This is a genomic window from Bradyrhizobium sp. Kon69 (genome assembly GCF_055807515.1).
In genome coordinates this window covers 12,842-36,971 of record NZ_JBVVOS010000035.1, presented here as the reverse complement: position 1 = coordinate 36,971, position 24,130 = coordinate 12,842, and the positions used below count along the sequence as shown (strand labels likewise).

Below are 24,130 nucleotides of genomic sequence, written 5' to 3'. Positions count from 1 at the left end.
AGCGTCATCCCGGGCGACGCGTCGCGCCGAAACGAGACTCTCGCACCAGCGCATCCGGGCGGCGAGGCAGTGTCCGCGCGCAGCGCTCAGGTCACCGGCGCCGGATTGAACAGCGTCAAATCGTTGTGGATGCCCCAGCGATCCGACCAGGGTTGCGTGCGGCCGCTGGCGACGTCGAGGATCAGGCGGAACAGGTCCCAGCCGGTCTCCTCGATGGTCTTCTCGCCGGTGGCGATGCCGCCGGCATCGAAATCGATCAGGTCCTTCCAGCGTCGCGCGAGCTCGCTGCGGGTGGCGACCTTGATCACGGGCGCAGCGGCAAGGCCATAGGGCGTACCGCGGCCGGTGGTGAACACCTGCAGCGTCATGCCGGAGGCGAGCTGGAGCGTGCCGCAGATGAAGTCGGACGCCGGCGTTGCCGCAAACAGCATGCCCTTCTGCGTCGCCTTTTCGCCGGGCGAGAGGACGCCGGTGATGGCGCTTGATCCGGACTTGACGATCGAGCCGAGTGACTTCTCGACGATATTCGCCAAGCCGCCCTTCTTGTTGCCCGGCGTGGTGTTGGCGCTGCGGTCCGCGCCGCCGCGGGCCAGATAGGAATCGTACCAGGCCATCTCGCGGACCAGCGCGCGGCCGACGTCCTCGTTGATGGCGCGCCGCGTGAGCAGCTGGATCGCGTCGCGCACTTCGGTGACTTCCGAGAACATCACGGTGGCGCCGGCGCGCACCAGCAGGTCTGCGGCGAAGCCGACGGCAGGATTCGCGGTGACGCCGGAGAAGGCGTCGCTGCCACCGCATTGCAGGCCGATGACGAGATCGGCGGCCGGGCAGGTCTCGCGGGTGCGCTTGTTGAGGATCTTCAGGCGGGCCTCTGCCTGGGTCATGATCGCGTCGACGATGGCGCCAAAACCGTCGAAGGCTTCGTCCTGCATGCGCACGATGGCATTGCTGACGCCTTCCGGCACCAGACGCTCGGGCGCGAGCTTCTCGCAACCGAGGCTGATGACCAGGATCTCGCCGCCGAAATTCGGGTTCTGCGCGATGTTTTGCAGCGTGCGGATCGGAATCACAGCATCAGGCGCGTTGATGGCGACGCCACAGCCATAGGCATGCGTCAGCGGCACGACGTCGTCGACATTCGGGTATTTCGGCAGCAGTTCGGCGCGGATGCGCTTCACGGCATATTCCATCGTGCCCTTGACGCATTGCACGGAGGAGGAGATGCCGAGGATATTTTTAGTTCCAACGGAGCCGTCGGAATTGCGAAAGCCTTCGAACGTGAAACCTTCCAGCGGCGGCAGCGGCGCGGGAACGGCGGTCGAGATTTCCAGCTTGTCGAGGGCAGGGGCCTCCGGCATGCGGATGCGCGCTTCGTCCACCCATTCGCCGGCCAGGATCGGCGCGAGCGCATGGCCGATCACCTCGCCATAGCGGATGATCGGGGCGTCCTGCGGGATGTCGACCAGCGCCGTCTTGTGTCCCTGCGGCACGAAGGCGCGCAGCGTCAGCCCGCTGGCGAAGCGGGAGCCGGCAGGAAGCCCGAAATCATTGACCACGATCGCGACGTTGTCGCGCTCGTTGAGCTTGATGTAGCGGGGCTGCTCTTTCGCTGCGACTGACTGGTCCATGGAAGGACTCCGAAGTGTAGGGTGGGTTAGCGCAGCGTAACCCACCACCGTCTACATCCGTCGAACCACAAGAGGTGGGTTACGCTGCGCTAACCCACCCTACGACACCTACGATCCATCAACCGGGATAGGTATAGGCGGTCTTCACCGTGGTGTAGAACTCGCGGGCATAGGAGCCCTGCTCGCGGGCGCCGTAGCTCGAACCCTTCCGGCCGCCGAACGGCACGTGATAGTCGACGCCGGCGGTCGGCAGATTGACCATCACCATGCCGGACTCGCTGTTGCGCTTGTAATGCGAGGCGTATTTCAGGCTGGTGGTGCAGATGCCGGAGGCGAGGCCGAACTCGGTGTCGTTGGAGATCGCCAGCGCCTCCTCGTAGTTCTTGGCGCGAATGACGGTCGCCACCGGGCCGAAGATTTCTTCGCGCGCGATCCGCATGTTGTTGTTGGCCTCGGTGAACAGCGCCGGCTGCAGGTAGTGGCCGGGCGTTTCGCGCTTGAGCAACTCGCCACCCCAGGCGAGCTTGGCACCCTCGTCCTGGCCGATCTTGATGTAGCGCAGGTCCTGGTCGAGCTGGCTCTGATCGACAACCGGGCCGATATGCACGCCGGGCTTGAGCGCGTCGTCCACCGTCAGGCTGTTCAGGCGCTCGGCCACAGCCGCAACGAAGCGGTCATGGATGCCTTCGGTAACGATCAGGCGCGAGGAGGCGGTGCAGCGCTGGCCGGTGGAGAAATAGGCGCCGTTGACGGCGACTTCGACGGCGGTCTTGAGATCGGCGTCGTCGAGCACCACCAGCGGGTTCTTGCCGCCCATCTCGAGCTGGAACTTCTTCATGTTGCTCGAGGTCACGCAGGCTTGCGCGATCTTGCGGCCGGTCTGCACCGAGCCGGTGAAGGTGATCGCGGCGACGTCGGGATGCTCGATCAGGGTCTGGCCGACCACGGAGCCCGAGCCGACAACGAGGTTGAACACGCCGGACGGGATGCCGGAGCGGGTGATGATCTCGGACAGCGCATGCGCCGAGCCCGGCACCAGCTCGGCAGGCTTGAACACCACGGTGTTGCCATAGCAGAGCGCGGGCGCGATCTTCCAGGCGGGGATCGCGATCGGGAAATTCCAGGGCGTGATCATGCCGACGACGCCCATCGGCTCACGGGTCAGCTCGACGTCGATGCCGGGACGCACCGAGGCACCCTTCTCGCCGATCATGCGCAGCGCCTCGCCGGCGAAGAATGCGAAGATCTGGCCTGCGCGCGCGACCTCGCCGATGCCTTCGGGCAGCGTCTTGCCTTCCTCGCGGGCGAGCAGGCGGCCAAGCTCTTCCTTGCGGGCGATGATCTCGAGCGAAATCTTGTTCAGCGCGTCGTAGCGCGCCTGCGGCGTCGACTGCGCCCAGGCGGGGAAGGCGGCCTTGGCGGCTGCGATGGCCTTCTCGGTCTGCGCCTTGTCGGCCTTGGCGTATTCACCGACGACGTCGTTGGTGTTGGAGGGGTTGATGTTCTTGGTGACGGCGGAGCCATCGACCCATTCGCCGCCGATGAAGTTCTTCAGGATCGCAGTCATATCTCTTCCTCCGAATTTTCTAACGCACGAGGCAGGGACGCTTGTCGTCGAAGGTCCAGCCGGGGATCAGGTCCTGCATGGCAATAGCGTCATCGCGGGCGCCGAGTCCATGCTGCTTGTAGAGGTCATGCGCGGCGTCGATGGCGGCCCTGTCGATTTCGATACCCAGGCCCGGCCTCTCAGGCACGGCGATCTTGCCGCCCTTGATCTGGAGTGGCTCCTTGGTCAGGGCCTGGCCATCCTGCCAGATCCAGTGCGTGTCGATCGCGGTGACCTTGCCGGGGGCGGCGGCGCCGACATGGGTGAACATGGCGAGCGAGATGTCGAAATGGTTGTTGGAGTGCGAACCCCAGGTCAGGCCGTTGTCGCGGCAGGTCTGGGCCACGCGCACCGAGCCTTGCATGGTCCAGAAATGGGGGTCGGCCAGCGGAATGTCCACCGCGCCGAGGCGCAGCGCATGGGACAATTGCCGCCAGTCGGTCGCGATCATGTTTGTTGCGGTCGGCAGGCCCGTTGCATGGCGGAACTCGGCCATGATCTCACGGCCGGAGAAGCCACCTTCGGCGCCGCAGGGGTCCTCGGCATAGGCGAGGATGCCGTGCATGTCCTTGCAGAGGCTGACGGCCTCCTCGAGCGACCAAGCGCCGTTCGGGTCCAGGGTCACGCGCGCATTCGGAAAGCGCCTGGCGATCGCGGTGACGGCCTCGATCTCCTGCTCGCCGCGCAGCACGCCGCCCTTGAGCTTGAAATCGGCGAAGCCGTAATGGTCGTGGGTGGCTTCCGCGAGCCGCACCACGGTTTCCGGCGTCATCGCCTGCTGATGGCGGAGGTTGAACCATTCGGGCTTGCCGGTCTCGCCGCTGACATAGTCGAGCTTGCTCTTGCGGCGGTCGCCGACGAAGAAGAGATAGCCCAGCGTCTCGACGCTGTTGCGCTGCTGACCCTCGCCGAGCAGGGCTGCGACCGGCAGGTTGAGATGTTGACCGAGCAGATCGAGCAGCGCCGACTCCACGGCCGTGACGGCGTGGATCATGACGCGGAGATCGAAAGTCTGCTTGCCGCGGCCGCCGGCATCGCGATCGGCGAAGGCGGTCCTGATATCGGCGAGGATGTTGTTCATCGCGCCGACGGTCTTGCCGATCACGAGATCACGGGCGTCCTGCAGCGTCTGCCAGATCTTCTGCCCGCCAGGCACCTCGCCGACGCCGGTGTGACCGGCATTGTCGGTGAGGATGACGATGTTGCGGGTGAAGAACGGCGCATGCGCGCCGCTCAGATTGAGGAGCATGCTGTCACGACCTGCAACCGGGATCACCTGCATCGCGGTGACGACCGGTGCGCCAGTGATCTCGGTCTTGACCATCGCAGGCTCCTCCCTGTGTCGTCCGTTATTCTGCAGCCTGTTGTGACGATCGGATGGCGGGCAGATTTTTCACCAGCGCCGTGACTTCCGCGATCTCCTGCTCGGTGAGATCGGTCAGCGGCGGGCGGACGGGGCCGGAATCGCGGCCGATCACCTTCATGCCGGCCTTGATGATCGAGACGGCATAGCCCTTCTTGCGGTTGCGGATCGCGATCAGCGGCAGGATGAAGTCCTTCAGCCCGGCGTGGATCGTCGCGTGGTCGCGCTTGCGCACGGCGGCATAGAAATTGGTGGCGAATTCCGGAACGAAGTTGAAGACCGCCGAGGAGTAAGTGGTCACGCCCATGTCGAGATAGGGCAGCGCGAAGGTCTCCGCCGTCGGCAGGCCGCCGATATAGGTCAGGCGGTCGCCGAGCTTGGTGTAGACGCGGGTCATCAGCTCGATGTCGCCGATGCCGTCCTTGTAGCCGACGAGGTTGGGGCAGCGTTCCGCGAGGCGGGCGAGCGTATCGGGCTGGAGGATGGCGTTGTCGCGGTTGTAGACGATGACGCCGATCTTCACGGAGGCGCAGATCGCTTCCACGTGGGCAGCAAGGCCGTCCTGCTCGGCATGGGTGAGATAGGGCGGCAGCAGCAGCAGGCCGTCGGCGCCGGCCTTCTCCGCACCGATCGCGATCTCGCGCGCGGTGGCGGTGCCGTAGCCGGTGCCTGCGAGCACGGGCACGCGGCCCTTGGTCTCGTCCACGGCGATCTTGACCACCTGCGGAACCTCGGCGGCCGTCAGCGAGAAGAACTCGCCGGTGCCGCCGGCGGCGAACAGGCCCGCGACGTCATAGCCGCAGAGCCAGTCCATGTTGGCGCGGTAGGTCGTCTCGTCGAAGGAGTAATCCGCCTTGAACGGGGTGACGGGGAAAGACAGCAGGCCGGATCCGATCTTCTGGGCCATTTCCTGCGGGGTCATCTTGCTCATGGGCGCTGCTCCCTGGTCTCGTGTTGTGGAGGACGCAAAGGCTGCGCGTCCATGCGCCGTGGTTTAGGAGACCGTTCGATGCGGGTCCAAGCCAAAGCCTATATCGACCGATGCGAAATCAGCATCAATCTTCCATCACCTCCGCCGAGGACAATTCGCTCGCGATTTTGACGAGGGCCGACAGCAGCGGGTTCTCGTCGTCGCGGCGCCAGACCATGAACAGCTCGACCGGGACGCGGGTGCGCAGCTTCAGCGGCCGCAGGCGGACGTCCGCGATTTTCAGGCTCGCCGCCGCCGCCGGCACGATGGCAAGGCCAAGGCCGGCGCGCACCATGGCGAGGATCGAGTGGATCTGGCTCAGGTGCTGGACATAGCGCGGCAGGATGTCGGCGCGGGTGAACAGCGCCACCAGCACGTCGTGAAAGTAGCGGCTCTCATAGGGCGAATACATCACGAAGGGCTGGTTGTCGAAATCCTTGATCGTGATGGTCTCGGCATTCGCCAGCGGATGCTTTTTCGGGATCGCGGCGAGCAGGGGCTCGGCGACGACGCGGCGGCTGGCGATTTCGGGGCGCGCGATCGGAGGCCTGAGCAGGCCGGCGTCGATCTGGCCCGAGGTCAGCGCCTCGAACTGGTCGCCCGACACCATCTCCTTCAGTGAGAAGTCCACCTCGGGCAGCTTGGCGCGGCAGGCGGCGACGAGCTCGGGGAGGAAGCCGTAGGCGGCGGCCGCGGTGAAGCCGATTTTGAGCGAGCCGGACTTGCCGAGCGCGATACGGCGGGCGACCTGCGAGGCGCTTTCCGCAAGCTTCAGGATGCGCCGCGCTTCCGGCAGGAAGCTGCGCCCGGCCGGCGTCAGGCGTACCGAGCGGCTGGTACGCTCCAGCAGCGGCGCATCGATGATGTGCTCGAGCACCTGGATCTGCCGGGACAGCGGCGGCTGGGTCATGTTCAGCCGCGCGGCGGCGCGGCCGAAGTGCAATTCCTCCGCCACCGTGACGAAACAGCGGAGCTGGTTGAGGTCGAACATCGATACATGCCTTAGATGGATAAGGCGTTTCCCCGGCGCTTCTAGCATCGATTACTCCCAAAACAAAGACGGCGGCCGTGAAGCCGCCGTTAAGTTGCCTGGTCAAGCTCCCATGGGAGCCCTCAGGAGGAACGTTTGAGCACCACGCGCTCGATCTTGCCGACGACCACGAGATAGGCGAATGCGGCCACCAGCGCATTGGCGCCGACGAAGATCAGCGCCCCGTTGAACGAGCCGGTCGCGGCCAGGATGTAGCCGATCACGATCGGGGTGCTGATCGAGGAGAGATTGCCGAAGGTGTTGAACAGGCCGCCCGAGACGCCGCCGGCTTCCTTGGGCGAGGTGTCGGAGACGACAGCCCAGCCGAGCGCGCCGATGCCCTTGCCGAAGAAGGCGAGCGCCATGAAGCCGACCACAAGCGCCTGGCCGTCGACATAGTTGCAGGCGATGATCGACATCGACAGCAGCATACCGCCGACGATCGGGATCTTGCGCGCCATCGTCAGCGAGCCGGTCTTGCGCAGGATCGCGTCGGAGATGACGCCGCCGAGCACGCCGCCGATGAAGCCGCACAGCGCCGGCAGTGTCGCGACGAAGCCGGCTTGCAGGATCGACAGACCGCGCTCCTTGACGAGGTAGACCGGGAACCAGGTCAGGAAGAAATAGGTCAGCGTGTTGATGCAATACTGGCCGAGATAGACGCCGAGCATCATGCGGTTGGAGAGCAGCTGGCGGATGTGGTCCCACCCGGAGCCGGCCTCGGGCGCGCGCTCTTGCTTCAGATCGTCTTTGGGCGCGTCGAGATCGACCAGCGCGCCGCCGTCCTTGATGTAGTCGAACTCGGCCTCGTTGATGCCGGGGTGCTCTTTCGGCCCGTAGACGGTCTTGATCCAGACCAGGCCCATGACGATTCCGAGCGCGCCCATCACGAAGAACACGTAGCGCCAGCCGTAGTCGTGCGCGATCCAGCCCATCAAGGGTGCGAAGATCACGGTCGCGAAATACTGCCCGGAATTGAAGAACGCAGAGGCGGTGCCGCGCTCGTTGCTCGGAAACCAGGCAGCGACGATGCGGGCGTTGGCGGGGAACGAGGGCGCTTCGGCGATACCGACCAGGAAACGCAGGCCGAACAGCACGGTGATCGCGGTGCCGGCGCTGAAGAAGCCGACCCAGCCCTGCAGCGTCGTGAACAGCGACCAGACGATGATGCTGAAGGCATAGACGAGGCGGGAGCCGTAGCGGTCGAGCAGCCAGCCGCCCGGCACCTGCGCGATCACATAGGACCATCCGAACGCCGAGAAGATGTAGCCCATCGCGACCGGATCGAGATGCAGCTCCTTGGAGAGCGCGGGGCCCGCGATCGACAGCGTGGCGCGATCGGCATAATTGACGGTCGTGACCAGGAACAACATGGTCACGATGAACAGCCTGACGCGAGACCTCCTCACATCCGCTGCGGACATCACTGCGCTCATTGCGCGCCTCCTTAGAACTCGAAACGTTTCCCCACTGCGACTCCTAGAGGTGCGCGCGGCAAAGTGTCCAAGTTCAAGGCAGTATCGATCGATGCTGATTTTAGATGGATGGAACGGGAGGTGGGAGGAACGATTGTGAGAGAGTGCCGAGACGTGAGCTCCAATCTCGTCATTGCGAGCGCAGCGAAGCAATCCAGAATTCCACCGCGGAAAGACTCTGGATTGCTTCGCTGCGCTCGCAATGACGATGTGGAGAGAGCCCGCTTTGCGCCTACTGCCGCGCGCCCGGCAGCAGCGGCGCGAGCAGCCCGCGTGTGACGCCGGGCGGTGCCGCATCCAGTCCCAGCACGGCGCTTGCGGCCGGCAGCGCCGCGTCCGCCATCGCGGCGTGGCCTTCGGCGCTCGGATGCACGGCGCCGCCATAGACGGCGGAGAGCACGCCCCAGGTGGCGTCGTGGATGTCGGTCGGCTGGCTGGCTGCCGGCAGGCCTTGCGGATAGGTCATCGCGGCGAAATAGCTGTCATTGGCGTCGCGGATCCAGCGCGCGCGCGGCTGATAGGCGCGGAATTCGGAGGCGCCGCGGCCGCACAGCATCGGCTGGCTCGCCGCGCTCACGATGTCGGGATTGAAGCTCTGGCCGTTCTCGGCAAAGCAGGTGCGGTCGAATTCGGGGTCGTTGCCCGAATGCGCGCAGAAGCCGTGATCGGCGAACGCCGCCTGATGCGAATCCACGAAGGTCATGCGGTCGGCCTCTGGATCGCGGCACAGCGCGCCGCGGGTGCAGGTGGCGAGCCCCTTCAGTTGCGGCAGGAATTCGGTGTCGACGAAGGTCGAAACGCGGGCGAGGCGCTGCGGATCGGCGTTGAAGGACGGATGGATGTCGAAGCCGGCGCGGCCGCCGCGGCAGGGCACGCCGCCATCGGCGAGCGCCGGGTTGGCGTAGGAAACGTAGACCACATGCGAGAGGTCGCCGCCGACCAGCGGCTTCAGCGCCTCGCGCAGCTTGACGAAATTCTGCGGCAGCTCGCGCGCCAGCGCATCGCGGGAATCATCGACGCTCGCCATCACGCCGGAGCGCCGGAATATCGCGCGCTCGGTTGCGGTCTCGACGATCACGTCGGCGACGAGGCCGGAGAAATAGACGTCGTTGGCGCCGACCGAGAGCAGCACGAGGTCGAGTGTGCGCTCGGGCTGGCGTTTCCTCGCGGCGGTCAGCGCCTCGCGCAGCTCGGCGACCTGCGCGTTCACGCTGATGTTGCAGACGCCGGTTTTGCCGGGCGGGCATTCGCGGGCGCGCTGCGAGCCGAGCAGGCCGTCGCTGATGCTGGCGCCGGTGCAGGCGAGCGGCAGAAAGGTTACGGCGACGTGGGTGTAGCGTACCGCGAGCGCCAGCGCGGTGCGGGCCTGGTAGCTGTAGAGCGATCGGTGGCACGGCGAGTTGAACCAGAGCGCGCTGTAGCGCTGCCAGTTGGCAAGCGTATCCGGAGCTTCGCAGGCGCGGCCGCCCTTGAAGCCGGCCCGGCTCGGCCGGTAATACTGCGCGCCGGCGGTGCCGAGATAGGAGCGGAAGCAAAAACCTTCGTCCGACAGCGCCAGCGGCCGGTCCGGATTGCCTTCGCCCGAGGCGATGCTGTCTCCGAGGCCAGCGACGAAGATGTCGCGGACCTGGATCTCGGTCTGGACCCGCTGGGTCGGATCGGAGCCGGAGGAGACGTCGACGCTCGCGACCGTCTGCTTGCCGTAGCGGACCCGCAGATTGATCGGCTCGGCGCAGTCGAAGGTGGATTGTTGCGGCCCGTCGCCGTCGTCGAACGACCAGGCGCAGGTGGCGCCGACCGGCACCGCGCCGGCGAGGCGCACAGTGACGGGATGGTCGAGGGGGGTGAGGTAGTTTTCCTTGGTGTTGTCGCGGGTGCAGGGCTGGTTGACCCGTCCCTGAAGGTCGATGCAGAGCCGGTTGACCATGTTGCGGGCCCAGCCGCGGCCCTCGCTCTGGAGCTCCAGCGATTGCTCGGCGGCGAGGATGCTGCGGTTACGCGCGTTCTCGACGTGGAGCAGGAAGTCGCGCTCCTCGCGGAACAGCCGGAAGCGGTTGCGTACCTCCCAGCTGATCTGCATGGCGCCCGCGTCCTGCGCGGCCGCCCGCTCCGGCGGCACGACGGTGAGGAGCCCGGCGAGCAGCAGGGCACCAGCGAGGAAACGGCGAAGGGATACAGGGATCATGGCCCGCATTTTCAACGGCAAAGTTGAGGCGGAAATAAGAGAGCTGCTCTCCGCCTGCAACATTGGTCTGACGGTTTTGCCGGCCGGCGTCTAGCGGACTATCGTTCGAGCATGACCTTTCCGGAAAACCGCTTCGCACTTTTTCCGGATCATGCTCAGCGTTTGCTGGCCTGCCGCAGCGACCGCTCGCGCTCCATCGCCGCCACCTGCTTGGGCAGGTTGGCCTGCGCGCAGGCCTCCGCCAGCCTTCGGCGCTCCTGCCAGGGCTCCACCACATTCATCCAGAGCTCGCGTGTGCCCATGATGGAGATGGCCAGTCCGAACGGGATCACGAAATAGAGGATGCGGAAGACAAGGAGCGTGGCCAGAAGCTGCTCGCGGCCGAACTCCGGCAGCGCCACCAGCATGGCGGCGTCGAACACGCCGAGCGAACCGGGGGCGTGGCTGGCAAAGCCGAGCAATGTCGCCAAAATGAACACCACGGAAAGCGACAGGAAGTCGATCTGCGGCGTGGCCGGCACCAGAAGGTACATCGCCAGCGCGCAGAATCCGAGATCGACGACGCCGATCAGGATCTGCACCAGCGTCAGCGGCGCTGACGGCAGTACCACCTTCCAGCCCTTCTGGCCCAGCTCGCGGCGCTTCTCGCCCATGCACAGCCAGACCAGATACGCGCCGATCGAGGCGAGGCCGCCGAGCGCAATCAGCCGGTTGATCGACGACGGCAGCTGATCCATGTAGGAGGCGGCATCCGGATGGATGGCCATGCCGATCGAGAGCACGAAGATGTTACCGAGCCAGAAGGTCAGGCCCGACAGGAAGCAGATCTTTGCGACGTCGATCGCATTCAGCCCGTAATCCGAATAGATCCGGAAGCGGATCGCGCCGCCGGTGAAAACGGTGGCGCCGATATTGTGGCCGATCGAATAGGACGTGAAGCTGGAGAGCGCTGCGATGCGATAGGGCACGTGCTTCTTGCCGATCGTTCGCAGTGCAAAAAAATCGTAGAAGGTCAGCGTACAGAACGCGAAGCATACGCAGATCGCCGCCAGCCCGATGTTACCGCGGGGAATCTCGGTCAACGCGGTCAGGATGACCCCGGTGTCGATGCCCTTGAGCGTACGTACCAGCGTAGTGATCGCGAACGTGATGATGAAGACGCTCGCCGCAACGCCGAGTCGCCGCCAGCCGATCCATCTCGTGAAGCCGCGCTTCAGCGCGGTCAGCAGTCCGTGCATTCATCCTCCCGGCGGGGGGCAAGACCGACCAGGCCAGACATTGGCCGGTCGGATGCGATCAGTGCCCGATGTGGGCCTGGATCGCTAGGCATGATGTAGCTCATTTAAGGCAAAAACAGTGACTTGTGCAGCCCTTGACAAGGATAGGTTCTGCCTTGGACCAGCTTGGACCAGCCACTTTGTCATACGCGGTTCACATCGGGCGCGCGTTAAGCATATGAGTCGTGGGATCGGTCGCGTCCGTCCGTGACATGGTCTCAGATCCTGCACGGCCAGCATTGTTCCAGCGCAAGGGATGCGGGCTTTTTTGGAACGACGACGCCCTGCGCTGGTTAGTGCCGCATCAGCAATCGAACATGGCGGAATAACCGGCTTCTCCTGCAAGCCGGTGCCTCCGTGTTCCCACAACCCGAGAGGATCGGACCGATGGGATTGTTCACAAAAGACATCAAAACCATGAACGACCTGTTCGTGCATCAGCTCCAGGACATCTATTACGCCGAGCAGCAGCTCACCAAGGCTCTGCCGAAAATGGCGGATAAAGCGACCGATCCGCAGCTGAAGCAGGGCTTTTTGACGCACCTCGAAGAAACCAGGGAGCACGTCAAGCGCCTCGAGGAAGTTTTCAAGATGCACGGTGCGCAGGTAAAGGCGGTCGATTGCCCGGCGATCGATGGCATCATCGAGGAGGCCGACGAGACCGCCGGCGAAGTCGCCGACAAGGCGGTGCTCGACGCCGCGCTGATCAACGCGGCACAGGCGGCGGAGCACTACGAGATCGTCCGCTACGGCAGCCTGATCGCCTGGGCCAAGCAACTCGGCCGCAATGACTGCGCCAGCGTGCTCGCCAAGACGCTGGAAGAAGAGAAGGCGACCGACAAAAAGCTGACCACGCTCGCCGAGAGCAAGGTGAACCTGCGCGCAGCGAGCTAGGGCCAGGCCCAGCCAGGATCAGGATAGAGCGTCGCGCGGCCGTTCGCGCGACGCTCGCGCATATCCATCACGTCCATCATTCGATCGTTGTCGTAACATGACAGCGAATTGGAAGCGTATCGTTCGCATGGGGCTGCAACCGAGATGGCAGCATGCGAGTAAGCACCGTCAAATACGAAGCCTTCGGAGCCGGCGCGCCGCATACCGGCTCCCGCCTTGCAACATCCCTCACCCTTGCCGCGATGAGCCTTGGTTATGGCGTGGTGCAGCTTGACGTCACCATCGTCAACACCGCGCTCGATGCGATGGGCAGGACGCTCGGAGGCGGCGTCGCCGAGGTGCAATGGGTGGTCAGCGCCTACACCATCGCGTTTGCCGCATTCATCCTGACGGCCGGCGCGCTCGGCGACCGCATCGGGGCCAAGCGCGTCTTCATGGCGGGATTCGCCATCTTCACCGCGGCCTCGCTTGCCTGCGCGTTGTCGCCCAATGCGACCGTGTTGATCGCAGCGCGGCTGGTCCAGGGGCTGGCGGCGGCGATCCTGGTGCCGAATTCTCTTGCGCTGCTCAATCATGCCTATCCGGACGACCGCGAGCGCGGCCGCGCCGTTGCAATCTGGGCCGCCGGTGCGAGCCTCGCACTCACTGCCGGCCCCTTCGTCGGCGGCGCGCTGATCACGCTGGTCGGCTGGCGTGCGATCTTCCTGGTCAATCTGCCGGTCGGGCTCGTCGGCCTGTGGTTAAGCTGGCGTTACGCCGGCGAAACCACGCGGGCGCGCTCGCGCGAGATCGATCTGCCCGGCCAGCTTACCGCGATCGGCGCGCTGGGAGCACTCGCCGGCGCGATCATCGAAGGCGGCGCGCTTGGCTGGGACCACCCAGCCGTGGTCGCGGCCTTTGTCGCAGCCGCAATTCTCGCCGTGCTCTTCGTCTGGCGCGAAAGCCGTGCGGCGCAGCCGATGTTGCCGCTGTCGCTGTTCGGCCACCGGCTGTTCGCGCTGACCTCGCTCGTCGGCCTGCTCGTCAACATCGCGATCTACGGCCTGATCTTCGTGCTCAGCCTGTATTTCCAGAGGATCAACGGGCTGTCGGCATGGTGGACCGGTCTCGCCTTCGTGCCGATGATGGGCGTGGTGCTGCCGGTCAATCTGCTGGCGCCGCGCCTCGCCGAGCGTATCGGCCCGTGCCCGACCATCGTCCTCGGCGCCTGCGTTTCGGCGCTCGGTTGCGTCGGCCTGCTCTGGATCGAAGCCGGCACGAGCTATTGGGCGATCTTTGCGCAGATGATCGCGATCAGCAGCGGACTTGGGCTGCTGGTGCCGCCGCTGACCTCGACCTTGCTGGGCAGCGTCGAGAAGGCGCGCTCCGGTATCGCGGCGGGCGTCTTGAACGCGACGCGACAAACCGGGAGCGTCCTCGGCGTCGCGCTGTTCGGTTCGCTGGTGGCCTCGGAGGGGTCGTTTATGACGGGCCTGCACCTGTCGCTGGTCGTGTCGGCGGCCGTGCTGCTGCTCGCCGCCGCCGTGATCGGCCTCGGCGCGCCTTCGCGCGGATGAACAATCCGAGCGATTGAACACAGCTTCCGTTCACCATCCCCGAAACAGGCACGTAGCCGGTTACCGACTGTCCATCTCTGTCGGTTCAAGTGTGGGTCGATAGGGGCCCGCAATGCATCAAGTTCTCTACTGTCTCACCGAGGAGCACGACTGGCGGCTCGTCGCGCTTGGCGGCGCGGTGTGCCTGCTCGCAAGCGCGGCGGCGATCAGCCTGTTTCACCGGGCGCGCGCGACGCACGGCTCCGGGCGCCTGGTCTGGATCGCCCTGGATGCCGCCGTCAGCGGATGCGGCATCTGGGCGACGCATTTCATTGCGATGCTCGCTTACGGACCGGGCGGCGCCGGCGCCTACAACATCCCGGTGACGATCCTTTCCCTGATCTTCGCGATCTCCTTAACCTTCGTGGGGTTGAGTCTTGCGGCATCCTCCGCGCGTGCGCCGTGGATCGTGCTCGGTGGCGCCATCGTCGGCGCCGCGGTCGCGACGATGCATTATACCGGAATGGCGGCGCTGGAGATGCCTGCCCGGGTCGACTGGATCGGGAGCACGGTTGCCGCCTCGGTGCTGTTCGGAATTGTTTTCGCGGCGCTCGCGCTGTTCGTCGCCGCGCGGCGCGACGACCTCTTCCATGCGCTGACCGCGAGCACACTGCTGACGGTCGCCATCGTCGCACATCATTTCACCGCAATGGGCGCTGTCGTTCTGACGCCGGATCCGACGCTCGCGATCAGCGGGTTATCGATCCCGCCGGCCTCGTTGTCCTTCTTCACCGCGGGTGCCGCAGTTGCGATCATCGCGATTGCGCTCGTGGCCGCGCTGCTCGATCGCCGCGCCAAGGGCGAACTGGGACGCCAGCAGGTCGTGCTGGATACCGCGCTCGAGAATATGTCGCAGGGACTGTGCATGTTCGACGCGGACGGCAAGATCATCCTGTTCAACGAGCGTTATGCCGCGATGCTTGGCCGCACCGACATCCTGCTCACCGGCCGACTGCTGGTCGACGTGCTGCGGGAGGAGCAGGCGAAGGGTCAGTGGCAGGGCGATGCCGGCGAATTCTTCGCGCGCCTCGTCGCCGACGCGCGCGAGAGCCGCACCACGACCGACATCGTGACCAGGTTCGGCCGCTCCATCCGGGTCGTGAACCAGCCGATGCAGGGCGGCGGATGGGTCGCGACCTTCGAGGACATCACCGAATGGCTGGAGGCCCAGGCCAAGATCTCGCACATGGCGCGCCATGACGCGCTGACCAGCCTGCCGAACCGCGTGCTGTTCCACGAGCAGCTCGTGCAGGGACTGCGCCGGACCAGATCGGGCGACCAGCTCGCGGTGCTTTGTCTCGATCTCGATCACTTCAAGGACATCAACGACTCGCTCGGCCATCCCATCGGCGACGCGCTGCTCAAGGAGGTCGGGCGCAGGCTGAAGGCCACCGTCGGTGAGAGCGACACGGTGGCGCGGCTCGGTGGCGACGAGTTCGCCGTGGTCCAGATCGGACGTTCGGAGGAAACCGCGGCAAGGTCCCTTGCCAGCCGCCTGGTCGAGGTGATCTCGGCGCCCTACGAGATCGACGACCATCAGATCATCATCGGCGTCTCGATCGGCATCTCGCTGTCGCCGCAGGACGGCAGCAATCCCGACGAGCTGTTGAAGAACGCCGACCTCGCGCTGTATCGCGCCAAGGCTGACGGCCGCGGCACCTATCGGTTCTTCGAGACCGGCATGGATGCGCGCGCGCAGGCGCGGCGTCTGCTGGAGATGGACCTGCGCGCCGCCCTGCAACGCGACGAGTTCGAGGCGTACTATCAGCCGATCCGCGACGTCGTCAGCGGTCGCGTCGTCGCGTTCGAGGCGCTGCTGCGCTGGAACCATCCGGAGCGCGGCCTGATCGCGCCGATGAACTTCATTCCGCTGGCCGAAGAGACCGGACTGATCATCCAGCTCGGCGAATTCGTGCTGCGCTCCGCCTGCACCGACGCGGCCACCTGGCCCGACGACGTCGACGTCGCCGTCAACCTGTCGCCGGTGCAATTCAAGAATCCGAACCTGATCGCATCCGTGACCGAGGCGCTGGTCGCCTCCAGACTCGACGCGCGCCGTCTCGAGCTCGAGATCACCGAATCCGTGCTGCTTCAGAACAGCGAGGCGACGCTGGCCACGCTGCATGACCTCCGCGCCATGGGCGTACGCATCTCGCTCGACGATTTCGGCACCGGCTATTCTTCGCTGAGTTATCTGCGCAGCTTCCCCTTCGACAAGATCAAGATCGACCGCTCCTTCGTGTCGGAACTCGCGACGCGTGAGGATTCCATGGCGATCATCCGTGCCGTGACTGGGCTGGGCCGGAGCCTCGGCATCGTCACCACGGCAGAGGGGGTCGAGAACGACGCGCAGCTCGAGCTGCTCCGGCGCGAAGGCTGCACCCAGGCGCAGGGCTATCTGTTCAGCAAACCGCGGCCCGCTGCCGATGTCGCGATCATGCTGGACCGGCCGCCGTTGCGCGCGACCGCCTGAGGTTAGCCGCGGCGCAGTGCGAAATGCGCGCCGCAGAACGCCATCACGGCACCGAGGCCCAGCGCCGCAATCCCGGCCAGCACACCCGAGATCGTCGGCACCGGGCTCGGCGCCGAGGCCACCTGGCCCGCGCCCGCAAGCAGCAGCACGCCGACCGCGATCAGGAATTGCCGCATCCGTTGCGGGATCTGGCCCGAGACGGCGCTCTGCATCAAGCTCGCCGTGAAATAGCCGCCGGAGAAGCCGACGGAGGCGATCAGCCACCAGGCGATCGCCGCGCCCGCCGGTATGAACTCGTGGGTGTCCGAGTGCCAGAGGCCGCCGAGGTCGAGCCCGTAGCGCGCGCCCAGCATGTGCACGGCGAGCGCGAGCAGCACGCCGGAGATCACGGCGGCGCCGAGAATCAGGCGGCGCGGAAAAAAAATCGTCTCAGCCATGTCCCGCTTGTAGGATGGGGCAGGGCGCTCACGCAAGCGGATCGCAGACTGGATCGCCCGGATTGGATCGATTGTGAAGATGCAGGATTCGGGAGCCGAGATGGCTGCGGGCGCGAGCTATGCCTACAAGGCGTCGCTGATCGGTTCGGCGCATCGCTTCGAGCTGACGGAGGAGGGGCTGTCCTGGCAGATCGGCGGCCGTTCGGGTCTGTGGCGTTATGATGAGATCAGTGCAATCCGGCTGTCGTTCCGCCCGGTGTCGATGCAGCAGCACCGCTTTCGCGCCGATGTCAGCCACACCGGTGGCGGCCGTATCGCGATCCTGTCGACGAGCTGGCAGACCGCGGCCCTGATGGCGCCGCAGGACAATGGCTTTCGCAATTTCATTGTCGCGTTGCACGCGCGCATGGCGCAGGCCGGCAGCCGCGCCGAGTTGACCGCGGGCCTCGGCCGAAGGACCTATGCGGTGGTGTTGGCTTTCCTCGCGGTGCTTGCAGTGGCGATGACGGGGCTCCTGATCCGCGCGCTCGCGATCGGCGAATTCGCCGGGGCGCTGTTCATCATCGGCTTTGCCGCGCTGTTCGCCTGGCAGATCGGCGGCTTCGTCCGGCGTAACCAGCCGCGGAGCTATAGCTTCGATTGCGTGCCGAGCGCCTTGCTGCCCTAAATGGCCTTGCTGCCTTGGACGGCGCGTTACTCCGTCGAGTCAAAGTCCTCTTCCTTGGTGCCGAGCAGCGATGCGATCGTGCGCAGGCCGGAATCGAGCTGCTCAAACGAAGGCGGGGCGAGCGCGAGCCGCACTGCGTTCGGTGCGTGGCCATGGGCGATCGCGAAGGTCGAGGACGGTGTCAGCGCGATGCCGCGCCGGGCTGCTGCGGCGACGAAGGTCTGCGAGCGCCAGTGTGCCGGCAGCGTGAGCCAGAGGTGATAGGAGCGTGGATCGGCGGAGAGCTGGTAGCCGGCGAGCAGCCTTGCCGCGGCCTGTTGGCGGCGCGCGGCGTCGACGCGTTTCAGCCGCGTCAGCTCGGCGACGGTGCCGTCTGCCATCAGCCGCTGCCCGGACGCCAGCGCATGGCCGGACGCGATCCAGCCGCCGGTGCGGACCGCGCACATCACGCTCTCGCGCAATCGCGGCGGCGCGACCAGGATGCCGAGCGCCAGGCCCGGCGCGACCTTCTTGGATAGGCTGTCGATCACGATGCAGCGGTCGGGGTCGAGCGCGGCCAGCGGCGTGTCGTCGGCCAGGAAGCCGTAGACGGCGTCCTCGATGATGGTGAGATCGAGTTTCTCGGCGACGCGCATGATGTCCGCGCGCCGTGTTGCGTTCATGGTGACGCCGAGCGGGTTCTGGATGATGGGCTGGAGATACAGCGCCGACAGATGCGCCTCGCGATGCGCCTTTTGGATGGCGTCGGGGCGCGCGCCAAATTCGTCGATCGGAATCGGGACGAGCGTCACGCCGAGCCGCGCGGCGATGCTCTTGACATAAGGATAGGTCAGCGCCTCGACGCCGCAGCGGCCGCCGGTGGGAACGAGGGCTGCGAGGGCGGCCGCGAGCGACTGCTTGCCGTTGGCGGTGAAGACGATCTGCTCGGCCTGCGGCGCGAAATCCTTGCGTGCGAGATAGGCGGCGGCTGCATTGCGCGCGCTTTTGGTGCCGGTGCTGGTGGAGACGCGCAGCGCGGATTCGAGCGCGTCGACGCGCTCGAGGCCTGCAAGGCTCTTGGCGATCATCGCCCATTGCTGCGGCAGCAGCGGGTAATTGACCTCGAAATCGATCCGCGCGTCGCGCGGCTCGCTCAGCGCCTCGACCTCGCGCCTGATGGCGCCGGAGATGAAGGTGCCGCGGCCGACCTCGCCGACGACGAGGCCGCGGCGGAGCAACTCCGTATAAACCCGGCTCGCGGTCGAGACCGCAATGCCACGGTCATAGGCAAAATTGCGCTGCGGCGGCAGCCGGTCGCCGGGCCTTAACGTGCCGTTAGAGATATCGAGAGCAATGGCATCGGCAAGCTTCACGTATTCGAACTTGGACATTATTGCACCGAGAGCAATGTTTCACTTGCTCCGAGTAGTGTACTGGAGCATTTAAGTTCCATCAAGCTTCACGATTGAGCCGAGGAGAGCGAGAGCAATCCGACGCAAATGAGGTGCAGGCGCTCGGGCGCTTGCGCCAACGGCATCCGCTTCGCCGCGTGGACAACAGGCCGGAGAAGGACAATGACCACGATCTCGCAGACCGCCGGGCGGAGTTTACGCTCATCCTCGTCAGACGGATTTTTCCGCAAGCTGGCCAACGGCGCCTATGCGCTGTTCGACCGCCTGGAGCAACGCTCCGCCGTCAAGACGCTGAACGACCTCGATGACCGCGCCTTGCGCGACATCGGCATCACGCGCAGCCAGATCGAGGACGCGGTCTACGGTCAGGCCAAAGCAGAGCTGACTCGGTATCTGTAAAGCGCTTCGCTCTTGTCCCGGACGCGCTGCGTCCGGGGCACCACACTGAGTTTTCAGGCCCACCTGCTTCAACATCGTCATTGCGAGCGCAGCGAAGCAATCCAGAATCCCTCCGCGGAAAGACTCTGGATTGCTTCCGCCTTCGCTAAAGCTTCGGCGGACAAGTCGCTGCGCTCGCAATGACGGCGTTTGTGGGTAGCACTGTCGCTCCTTGAGCTCGCATCTCGCTCGCAGACACACCTTCGCATCCTCGCGGCGCATTTCGCCCGAGCTTTGCTTCGCCGTCTCACCCTCAGTTGAAAGAGAGCGCAGGGAAGACCGGGCGCCGGCTGGCACCCGCGGTCCACTGTGCGAAGTTGCAGTAAGGAATTTGCACAGCGGCATACAGGTGAAGCCAAAACGTCCGGCCTTCCCTGCGCAGCGGTTTTACGGCTTATGCCGTGCTCTCCCCGGGGAGCGATGCACTATTGCCCCCGTCGCCTTGCGGATGGCTGATGCGAATGCCCGGTCGGGCCGCCCACATCACCACAAGACTTGACGCACAGACCCCGGGCGTCAGGACGACACGGTTTTGCCGTACGCTGATCACATCGGTCGTATGCGCGACGCCTTCGCTCACGGTTGCCCGCCCTGCGAAGCCATTCGCGCCGGTGTGGCCCAGCGTCCGCCGCTGTCCGGCCCGCGTTCGTGACGATCGCGATACGCCCCTCTTCCTTGGGCCGGGTTGCCGCGAGACATACGTGATTTCCGAATTTCGGTAAAGTGGAATATTTTCAGCGGCGGGCGTTGACCTGCAGTTTGGGTATTTTGTCCGACGGCTACGCAAGGGCTTGTAGCCCGGATGAGCGAAGCGATATCCGGGAATCGTGATACGAGCTGTCCCGGGTATCGCTTCGCTCACTCGGGCTACGAGCTTGTATATGGCTCAGGCGAAGGCGGCCTGGTCCCAAACACCGCCGAGAGCTCGATCGTCTTCGGAGCGCTCGGGCTTGCGGTGAGGTCGTGTCGCTGCGCCGCCTTGGCGCCGATGCCGGACATCCCGGCGCGGCAAATGTGCAGCGACGTTGCCGGCGAACTTGGCGATACGTGCGGCGGCCTGTTTAACGACGAACAGCATCGTCGTGACGCGGCTAAGCACGCCGAGCAGGATCAGCACCGAGAAGATGTCGATATAGGCGAGGAAGTCGCCGACCAGCATCAATTCCGGCGGGATTGGGATCCTGTGGTAGTAAGCCAGTACGAGGATCACGACGGGGATGAAGGCGATTACCTTCCGCACCGTCAGCCTGTCCAGCAGTGCGGCCAGTTGCACGACCAGCACCTCCCATAAAGCATCGCCGATCGCGAGCGGGATCTCGTACGTCCATCTCCGCCACCATTGCTTCACGACATTGCTCCGAGCTCAGTGCCTCACCACCAGCACAGAGCATTTGGCGTAGCGCACGACATGCCCGGCATTGGAGCCGAGGAAATAGGTGCGCATCGCCGGCCGGTGCGAGGTCATCACGATCAGCTCGGCCTTCATGTGCACGGCTTCCTCCAGGATCTCGTGGTAGATGCCGCCCTGGCGCACCACGCTGGAGATGCGGGATGGCTCGATGCCGGACTCGCGTGCGACGATGGCGAGGGCTTCTTCCGAGGTCTGGCGCTGCTGTTCGTCGAAATCGGCCGGCACGTATTCGGCCAGCATCACCGGCGTCATCGGCAGCACGTTGAGCAGGCGCACTACGCCGCTCCAGGTCTGTGACAGCGTTGCCGCGGTCGCGATCGCCGGCTTGGCCAAATCGGTGTCGGCGAGGTCGATGGGCACGAGGATGGACTTGAACATCTGCGCCTCCAAATCTTCCAGTCAGGACGTCTTGCCGGCACGTCGCGCGATCAACCCGATCGAAGCAGCCTTAGCTTCGAAGCAGCCTTAACTTCGAAGCAACCTCGGACTGACGAACAGCACCAGCTTGCCGCGACGGTAGGCTACGTCGCCCCAATCCTTGACGTCAAAGTCGAAGATCGCAAGCCCCGACGTGGGCAGGTTGTCGGCGAGCGCCTTGGCGCCGGCCGGATCGCCGCCGCCCGTCAGCATCAGGGCGATCTCGTGCATGCCCGGATTGTGGCCGACCAGCAGCAACTGCTTCGGGTCGGCCGGGACGGTTGCAGTGCGAATGGATTCCAGGATCTGGGCGGGATCGGCGGCGTAGAGTTCCGGCAGGATCTCGACCTGCGGCGCGGCTACGCGGTCCTTCATGGTCTCCCAGGCAATGTCCCAGGTCTGCCGGGCCCGGACGGCATGCGATACCAGTACGGCCTCGGGAAAGGGGGGATGGGAGGCCATCCAGTCGCCGATCTCGGCGGCATCCTTGTGGCCGCGGTCGTCGAGCCGGCGGTCCTGGTCGCGGCCGCTCGGCGCGTCGGTCTCGGTCTTGGCGTGACGCAGCAGCAGCAAACGGCGCATGGCATTCTCGAATCGTTACACGACCAGGATAATCTACAGGCGCTGGTCGAGGACAAGGTGACAAGCGGCCGCTCAGTCCTTTAAGAAACGACATGAGCGAGACTTTCACAAGCGTGTCCCAGGAAGAAGCCGGCTTTCGCGACCGGGCGCGGCTGTCGTTCGACCTCGATGCGGACATTTGCGTCATCGGGGCCGGGCTTGCCGGACTGTCCATCGCGCTCGAGGCGGCCCGGCTGGGGGCCAGCGTCGCGGTGCTCGAGGGCCGCCACATCGGCTGGAACGCTTCCGGCAATCAACTCGGCACCGTGATGCCGGGCTTCGCGCTGCCGCTCGCCGAGCTGATCGAGCGCATCGGCTTCGAGGACGCGCGGGAATTGTGGACGCTGTCGAAAGCGGGCGCCGAGTTCGTCCGGGCCAACGCCACGGAAGAGAACATGCCGGGGATCGGCCCGACCGACGGTGTGCTCGAGGTCTCCAACGTCGATGCCGGCGACCGGCTGATCAGCCGCTTGCAGATGCTGAACGAGGATTTCGACACCGAGGCCGAGGGCTGGCAGGTCGATCGCGTCCGCGAGGTGCTCAAGACCGATCACTACTTCCATGGCGTGTATTATCCGAAGGCGTTCCAGGTCGACGGCCGCAAATATGTGCACGGCCTTGCAGCGCTGGCGCGGCGGGCGGGAGCGCGTATCTTCGAGGATACGCCGGTCGTCAGCATCGATCATTCCGGCATCCGCAAGCGCATCGTCACGCCCTCGGCGCGGCTGCGCGCCACCCATATCGTGCTCGCCGGCAACATCCATCTCGGCGCGCCGTTGCGGCGCCTGTCGGAAACGCTGCTGCCGGTCTGGCGCTATGCCGGCATCACCGCGCCGCTCGGCGAGCGCGTGCACGAGATCATCGCCTTCAAGGGATCGGTGATGGATTCCGACGGCGTCGATCATTTCCGGATCGTCGATGGCGACCGCCTGATGTGGGAGAGCCCGGAGACCACGTGGGCGGCGCGCCCGCAACGCTTTGCGGGCGCCGTCAGGCGGCGGATCCGGTCGATCTTTCCCCAACTCGGCAATGTCGAGATCACCGAGACCTTCGGCGGCGCCACCGGCCAGACCGTGCATGGCATGCCGCAGATCGGCCAGTTGCGCAAAGGCCTGTGGGTGGCCAGCGGGTTCGGCCGCCAGGGCATGAACACCTCGGCCATGGCCGGGCAGATGATCGCGCGCAGCATCCTGTGGGGCGACGAGCGCTGGAAGCTGTTCTCACCGTTCGAGCTGGTCTGGGCGGGGGGAACGACGGGGCGGGTTGCCGGCCAACTGGTCGGAATCTGGGGCAGGGCGAGTTCCGCTGCCGCAGGCTCGCTTGCCCGCTATCGGGAGCGCGCCAGGATCAAGGACCGGGAACGCGAGACACGCCTCGCCGAAGCCAACCGGGCCGCCGGCACCGGCCCGCGCCGTCCGGCGCCCGGGATTCGGCCCCGGCCGGCCCCACCGCCGAAGCCTGTGGCAGAAGCCGTGGAACCGGTCCCGCAGGACGAGAGCGCCTCGCGATAAGGTGAGAAAAACTCGGCCCGGAAGTGTAACGTCGCCGGTTAGAGCCCGTATCTCAGGGCGTAGACGCTCCCGCATGGAGAATGAGATGTTTGACCGCCGCATCCTGTTGACGACCGTCGCCGGCCTGTTCTGCCTTGCGGCCTTCCGCTGGCTCAGAGCATCGCCGGCGGAGGCTGGAGAGAAAGCCGCGCAGAAATTCGAGATCGAGAAGACGGACGCCGAATGGCGTGCCCAGCTCACGCCGCAGCAATATGAGATCCTGCGCAAGGAAGGCACCGAGCGGCCGGGCTCCAGCCCGCTGCTCAAGGAGCACCGCAAGGGCGTCTTCGCCTGCGCCGGCTGCGACCTGCCGCTGTTCGCCTCCGACACCAAATTCGAGAGCGGCACGGGCTGGCCGAGCTTCTACCAGCCGATCGAGGGCAATGTCGGCAAGACCGAGGATCGCACCTTTGGCATGCTCCGCACCGAGGTGCATTGCCGGCGCTGCGGCGGCCATCTCGGCCACGTCTTCGACGACGGTCCCAAGCCAACCGGATTGCGCTACTGCATCGACGGTTTCGGGCTGGTCTTCCATCCCGCGGCGGCGTCCGCAACCTAGGTTTCGTCCCGGCAATTGTTGCCGGTCCCGGCAAATGTGCCCCGGTCATCAGACCGGGGCTTTTTCATTAAGTCATTGATTTCGTGAAAGTACCCGCATTGGCATAGCCCTTGCGACAGTCTCCTCCGACTGCGGCCATGGTC

20 protein-coding genes are annotated in these 24,130 nt (G+C 65.5%); 7 read left to right on the top strand and 13 right to left on the bottom strand.

All coding sequences use genetic code 11. The annotated features are described in order from the left end of the window. Positions 1-86 precede the first annotated feature (86 nt). The 8 genes from garD to AC0L3U_RS33700 form a co-directional block, all read right to left on the bottom strand. The gene (gene garD, locus AC0L3U_RS33735) at positions 87-1,628 is read right to left on the bottom strand and encodes a galactarate dehydratase (RefSeq protein ID WP_473295275.1); all 1,542 of its coding nucleotides are present in this window, start codon (positions 1,626-1,628) and stop codon (positions 87-89) included. 118 nt (positions 1,629-1,746) lie between these two features. Continuing rightward, positions 1,747-3,195, bottom strand: a complete 1,449-nt coding sequence (locus AC0L3U_RS33730; protein WP_473364623.1) for an aldehyde dehydrogenase family protein — start codon at positions 3,193-3,195, stop codon at positions 1,747-1,749. Between the two features lie 19 nt (positions 3,196-3,214). Further along, the gene (gudD, locus tag AC0L3U_RS33725; RefSeq protein ID WP_473364622.1) at positions 3,215-4,558 is read right to left on the bottom strand and encodes a glucarate dehydratase; all 1,344 of its coding nucleotides are present in this window, start codon (positions 4,556-4,558) and stop codon (positions 3,215-3,217) included. A 25-nt stretch (positions 4,559-4,583) separates the two neighbouring features. Further along, positions 4,584-5,528 (bottom strand): 5-dehydro-4-deoxyglucarate dehydratase, encoded by a 945-nt coding sequence (gene kdgD / locus AC0L3U_RS33720; RefSeq protein WP_027518956.1) that lies wholly within the window; start codon positions 5,526-5,528, stop codon positions 4,584-4,586. A 124-nt stretch (positions 5,529-5,652) separates the two neighbouring features. After that, positions 5,653-6,558, bottom strand: a complete 906-nt coding sequence (locus tag AC0L3U_RS33715) for a LysR family transcriptional regulator (RefSeq protein WP_027518955.1) — start codon at positions 6,556-6,558, stop codon at positions 5,653-5,655. A 122-nt stretch (positions 6,559-6,680) separates the two neighbouring features. Continuing rightward, positions 6,681-8,033: an MFS transporter gene (locus tag AC0L3U_RS33710; RefSeq protein WP_473364621.1), complete on the bottom strand. Its 1,353-nt coding sequence runs from the start codon at positions 8,031-8,033 to the stop codon at positions 6,681-6,683. Between the two features lie 271 nt (positions 8,034-8,304). Next, positions 8,305-10,257: an SGNH/GDSL hydrolase family protein gene (locus AC0L3U_RS33705; RefSeq protein WP_473364620.1), complete on the bottom strand. Its 1,953-nt coding sequence runs from the start codon at positions 10,255-10,257 to the stop codon at positions 8,305-8,307. Positions 10,258-10,412: 155 nt separating this feature from the next. Then, a complete protein-coding gene (locus AC0L3U_RS33700) occupies positions 10,413-11,495 on the bottom strand; it encodes a lysylphosphatidylglycerol synthase transmembrane domain-containing protein (RefSeq protein ID WP_473295371.1) in 1,083 nt (360 codons plus the stop codon). A gap of 426 nt (positions 11,496-11,921) precedes the next feature. Between AC0L3U_RS33700 and AC0L3U_RS33695 the strand changes: the two genes are divergently transcribed. The 3 genes from AC0L3U_RS33695 to AC0L3U_RS33685 all read left to right on the top strand — a co-directional run bounded on the left by AC0L3U_RS33695 (position 11,922) and on the right by AC0L3U_RS33685 (position 16,496). Next, entirely contained in the window at positions 11,922-12,428 is a 507-nt protein-coding gene (locus AC0L3U_RS33695) for a YciE/YciF ferroxidase family protein (protein ID WP_027566868.1), read from the top strand. Positions 12,429-12,580: 152 nt separating this feature from the next. Continuing rightward, complete coding sequence (locus tag AC0L3U_RS33690) at positions 12,581-13,984, top strand: MFS transporter (RefSeq protein WP_473364619.1); 1,404 nt, start codon at positions 12,581-12,583, stop codon at positions 13,982-13,984. Between the two features lie 112 nt (positions 13,985-14,096). Further along, the gene (locus AC0L3U_RS33685) at positions 14,097-16,496 is read left to right on the top strand and encodes a bifunctional diguanylate cyclase/phosphodiesterase (protein WP_473364618.1); all 2,400 of its coding nucleotides are present in this window, start codon (positions 14,097-14,099) and stop codon (positions 16,494-16,496) included. Between the two features lie 2 nt (positions 16,497-16,498). On the opposite strand, the gene AC0L3U_RS33680 is transcribed toward AC0L3U_RS33685, so the two are convergent. Beyond that, positions 16,499-16,933: a hypothetical protein gene (locus tag AC0L3U_RS33680; RefSeq protein ID WP_473364617.1), complete on the bottom strand. Its 435-nt coding sequence runs from the start codon at positions 16,931-16,933 to the stop codon at positions 16,499-16,501. Between the two features lie 79 nt (positions 16,934-17,012). On the opposite strand from AC0L3U_RS33680, the gene AC0L3U_RS33675 reads away from it, so the two are divergent. Then, entirely contained in the window at positions 17,013-17,600 is a 588-nt protein-coding gene (locus AC0L3U_RS33675) for a hypothetical protein (RefSeq protein ID WP_473364616.1), read from the top strand. 26 nt (positions 17,601-17,626) lie between these two features. Here AC0L3U_RS33675 and AC0L3U_RS33670 read toward each other — a convergent pair whose 3' ends face one another. Further along, the gene (locus AC0L3U_RS33670; RefSeq protein ID WP_473364615.1) at positions 17,627-18,970 is read right to left on the bottom strand and encodes an aminotransferase-like domain-containing protein; all 1,344 of its coding nucleotides are present in this window, start codon (positions 18,968-18,970) and stop codon (positions 17,627-17,629) included. Between the two features lie 183 nt (positions 18,971-19,153). Between AC0L3U_RS33670 and AC0L3U_RS33665 the strand changes: the two genes are divergently transcribed. Then, positions 19,154-19,390, top strand: coding sequence for a DUF1127 domain-containing protein (locus AC0L3U_RS33665; protein WP_027566875.1), 237 nt, complete (start codon positions 19,154-19,156; stop codon positions 19,388-19,390). A gap of 925 nt (positions 19,391-20,315) precedes the next feature. Here AC0L3U_RS33665 and AC0L3U_RS33660 read toward each other — a convergent pair. From AC0L3U_RS33660 to AC0L3U_RS33650, 3 genes are all read right to left on the bottom strand, one after another. Beyond that, positions 20,316-20,777 (bottom strand): hypothetical protein, encoded by a 462-nt coding sequence (locus AC0L3U_RS33660; protein ID WP_473364614.1) that lies wholly within the window; start codon positions 20,775-20,777, stop codon positions 20,316-20,318. 15 nt (positions 20,778-20,792) lie between these two features. Next, positions 20,793-21,218, bottom strand: coding sequence for a universal stress protein (locus AC0L3U_RS33655; RefSeq protein WP_007602088.1), 426 nt, complete (start codon positions 21,216-21,218; stop codon positions 20,793-20,795). 87 nt (positions 21,219-21,305) lie between these two features. Continuing rightward, complete coding sequence (locus AC0L3U_RS33650; protein WP_473364613.1) at positions 21,306-21,839, bottom strand: SixA phosphatase family protein; 534 nt, start codon at positions 21,837-21,839, stop codon at positions 21,306-21,308. Between the two features lie 92 nt (positions 21,840-21,931). Here AC0L3U_RS33650 and AC0L3U_RS33645 point away from each other — a divergent pair, with 92 nt between their 5' ends. Together AC0L3U_RS33645 and msrB are read left to right on the top strand one after the other, a co-directional pair. Beyond that, a complete protein-coding gene (locus AC0L3U_RS33645; protein WP_473364612.1) occupies positions 21,932-23,389 on the top strand; it encodes an NAD(P)/FAD-dependent oxidoreductase in 1,458 nt (485 codons plus the stop codon). Positions 23,390-23,474: 85 nt separating this feature from the next. Beyond that, positions 23,475-23,987, top strand: a complete 513-nt coding sequence (msrB, locus tag AC0L3U_RS33640; protein ID WP_473364611.1) for a peptide-methionine (R)-S-oxide reductase MsrB — start codon at positions 23,475-23,477, stop codon at positions 23,985-23,987. Positions 23,988-24,130: the final 143 nt, after the last annotated feature.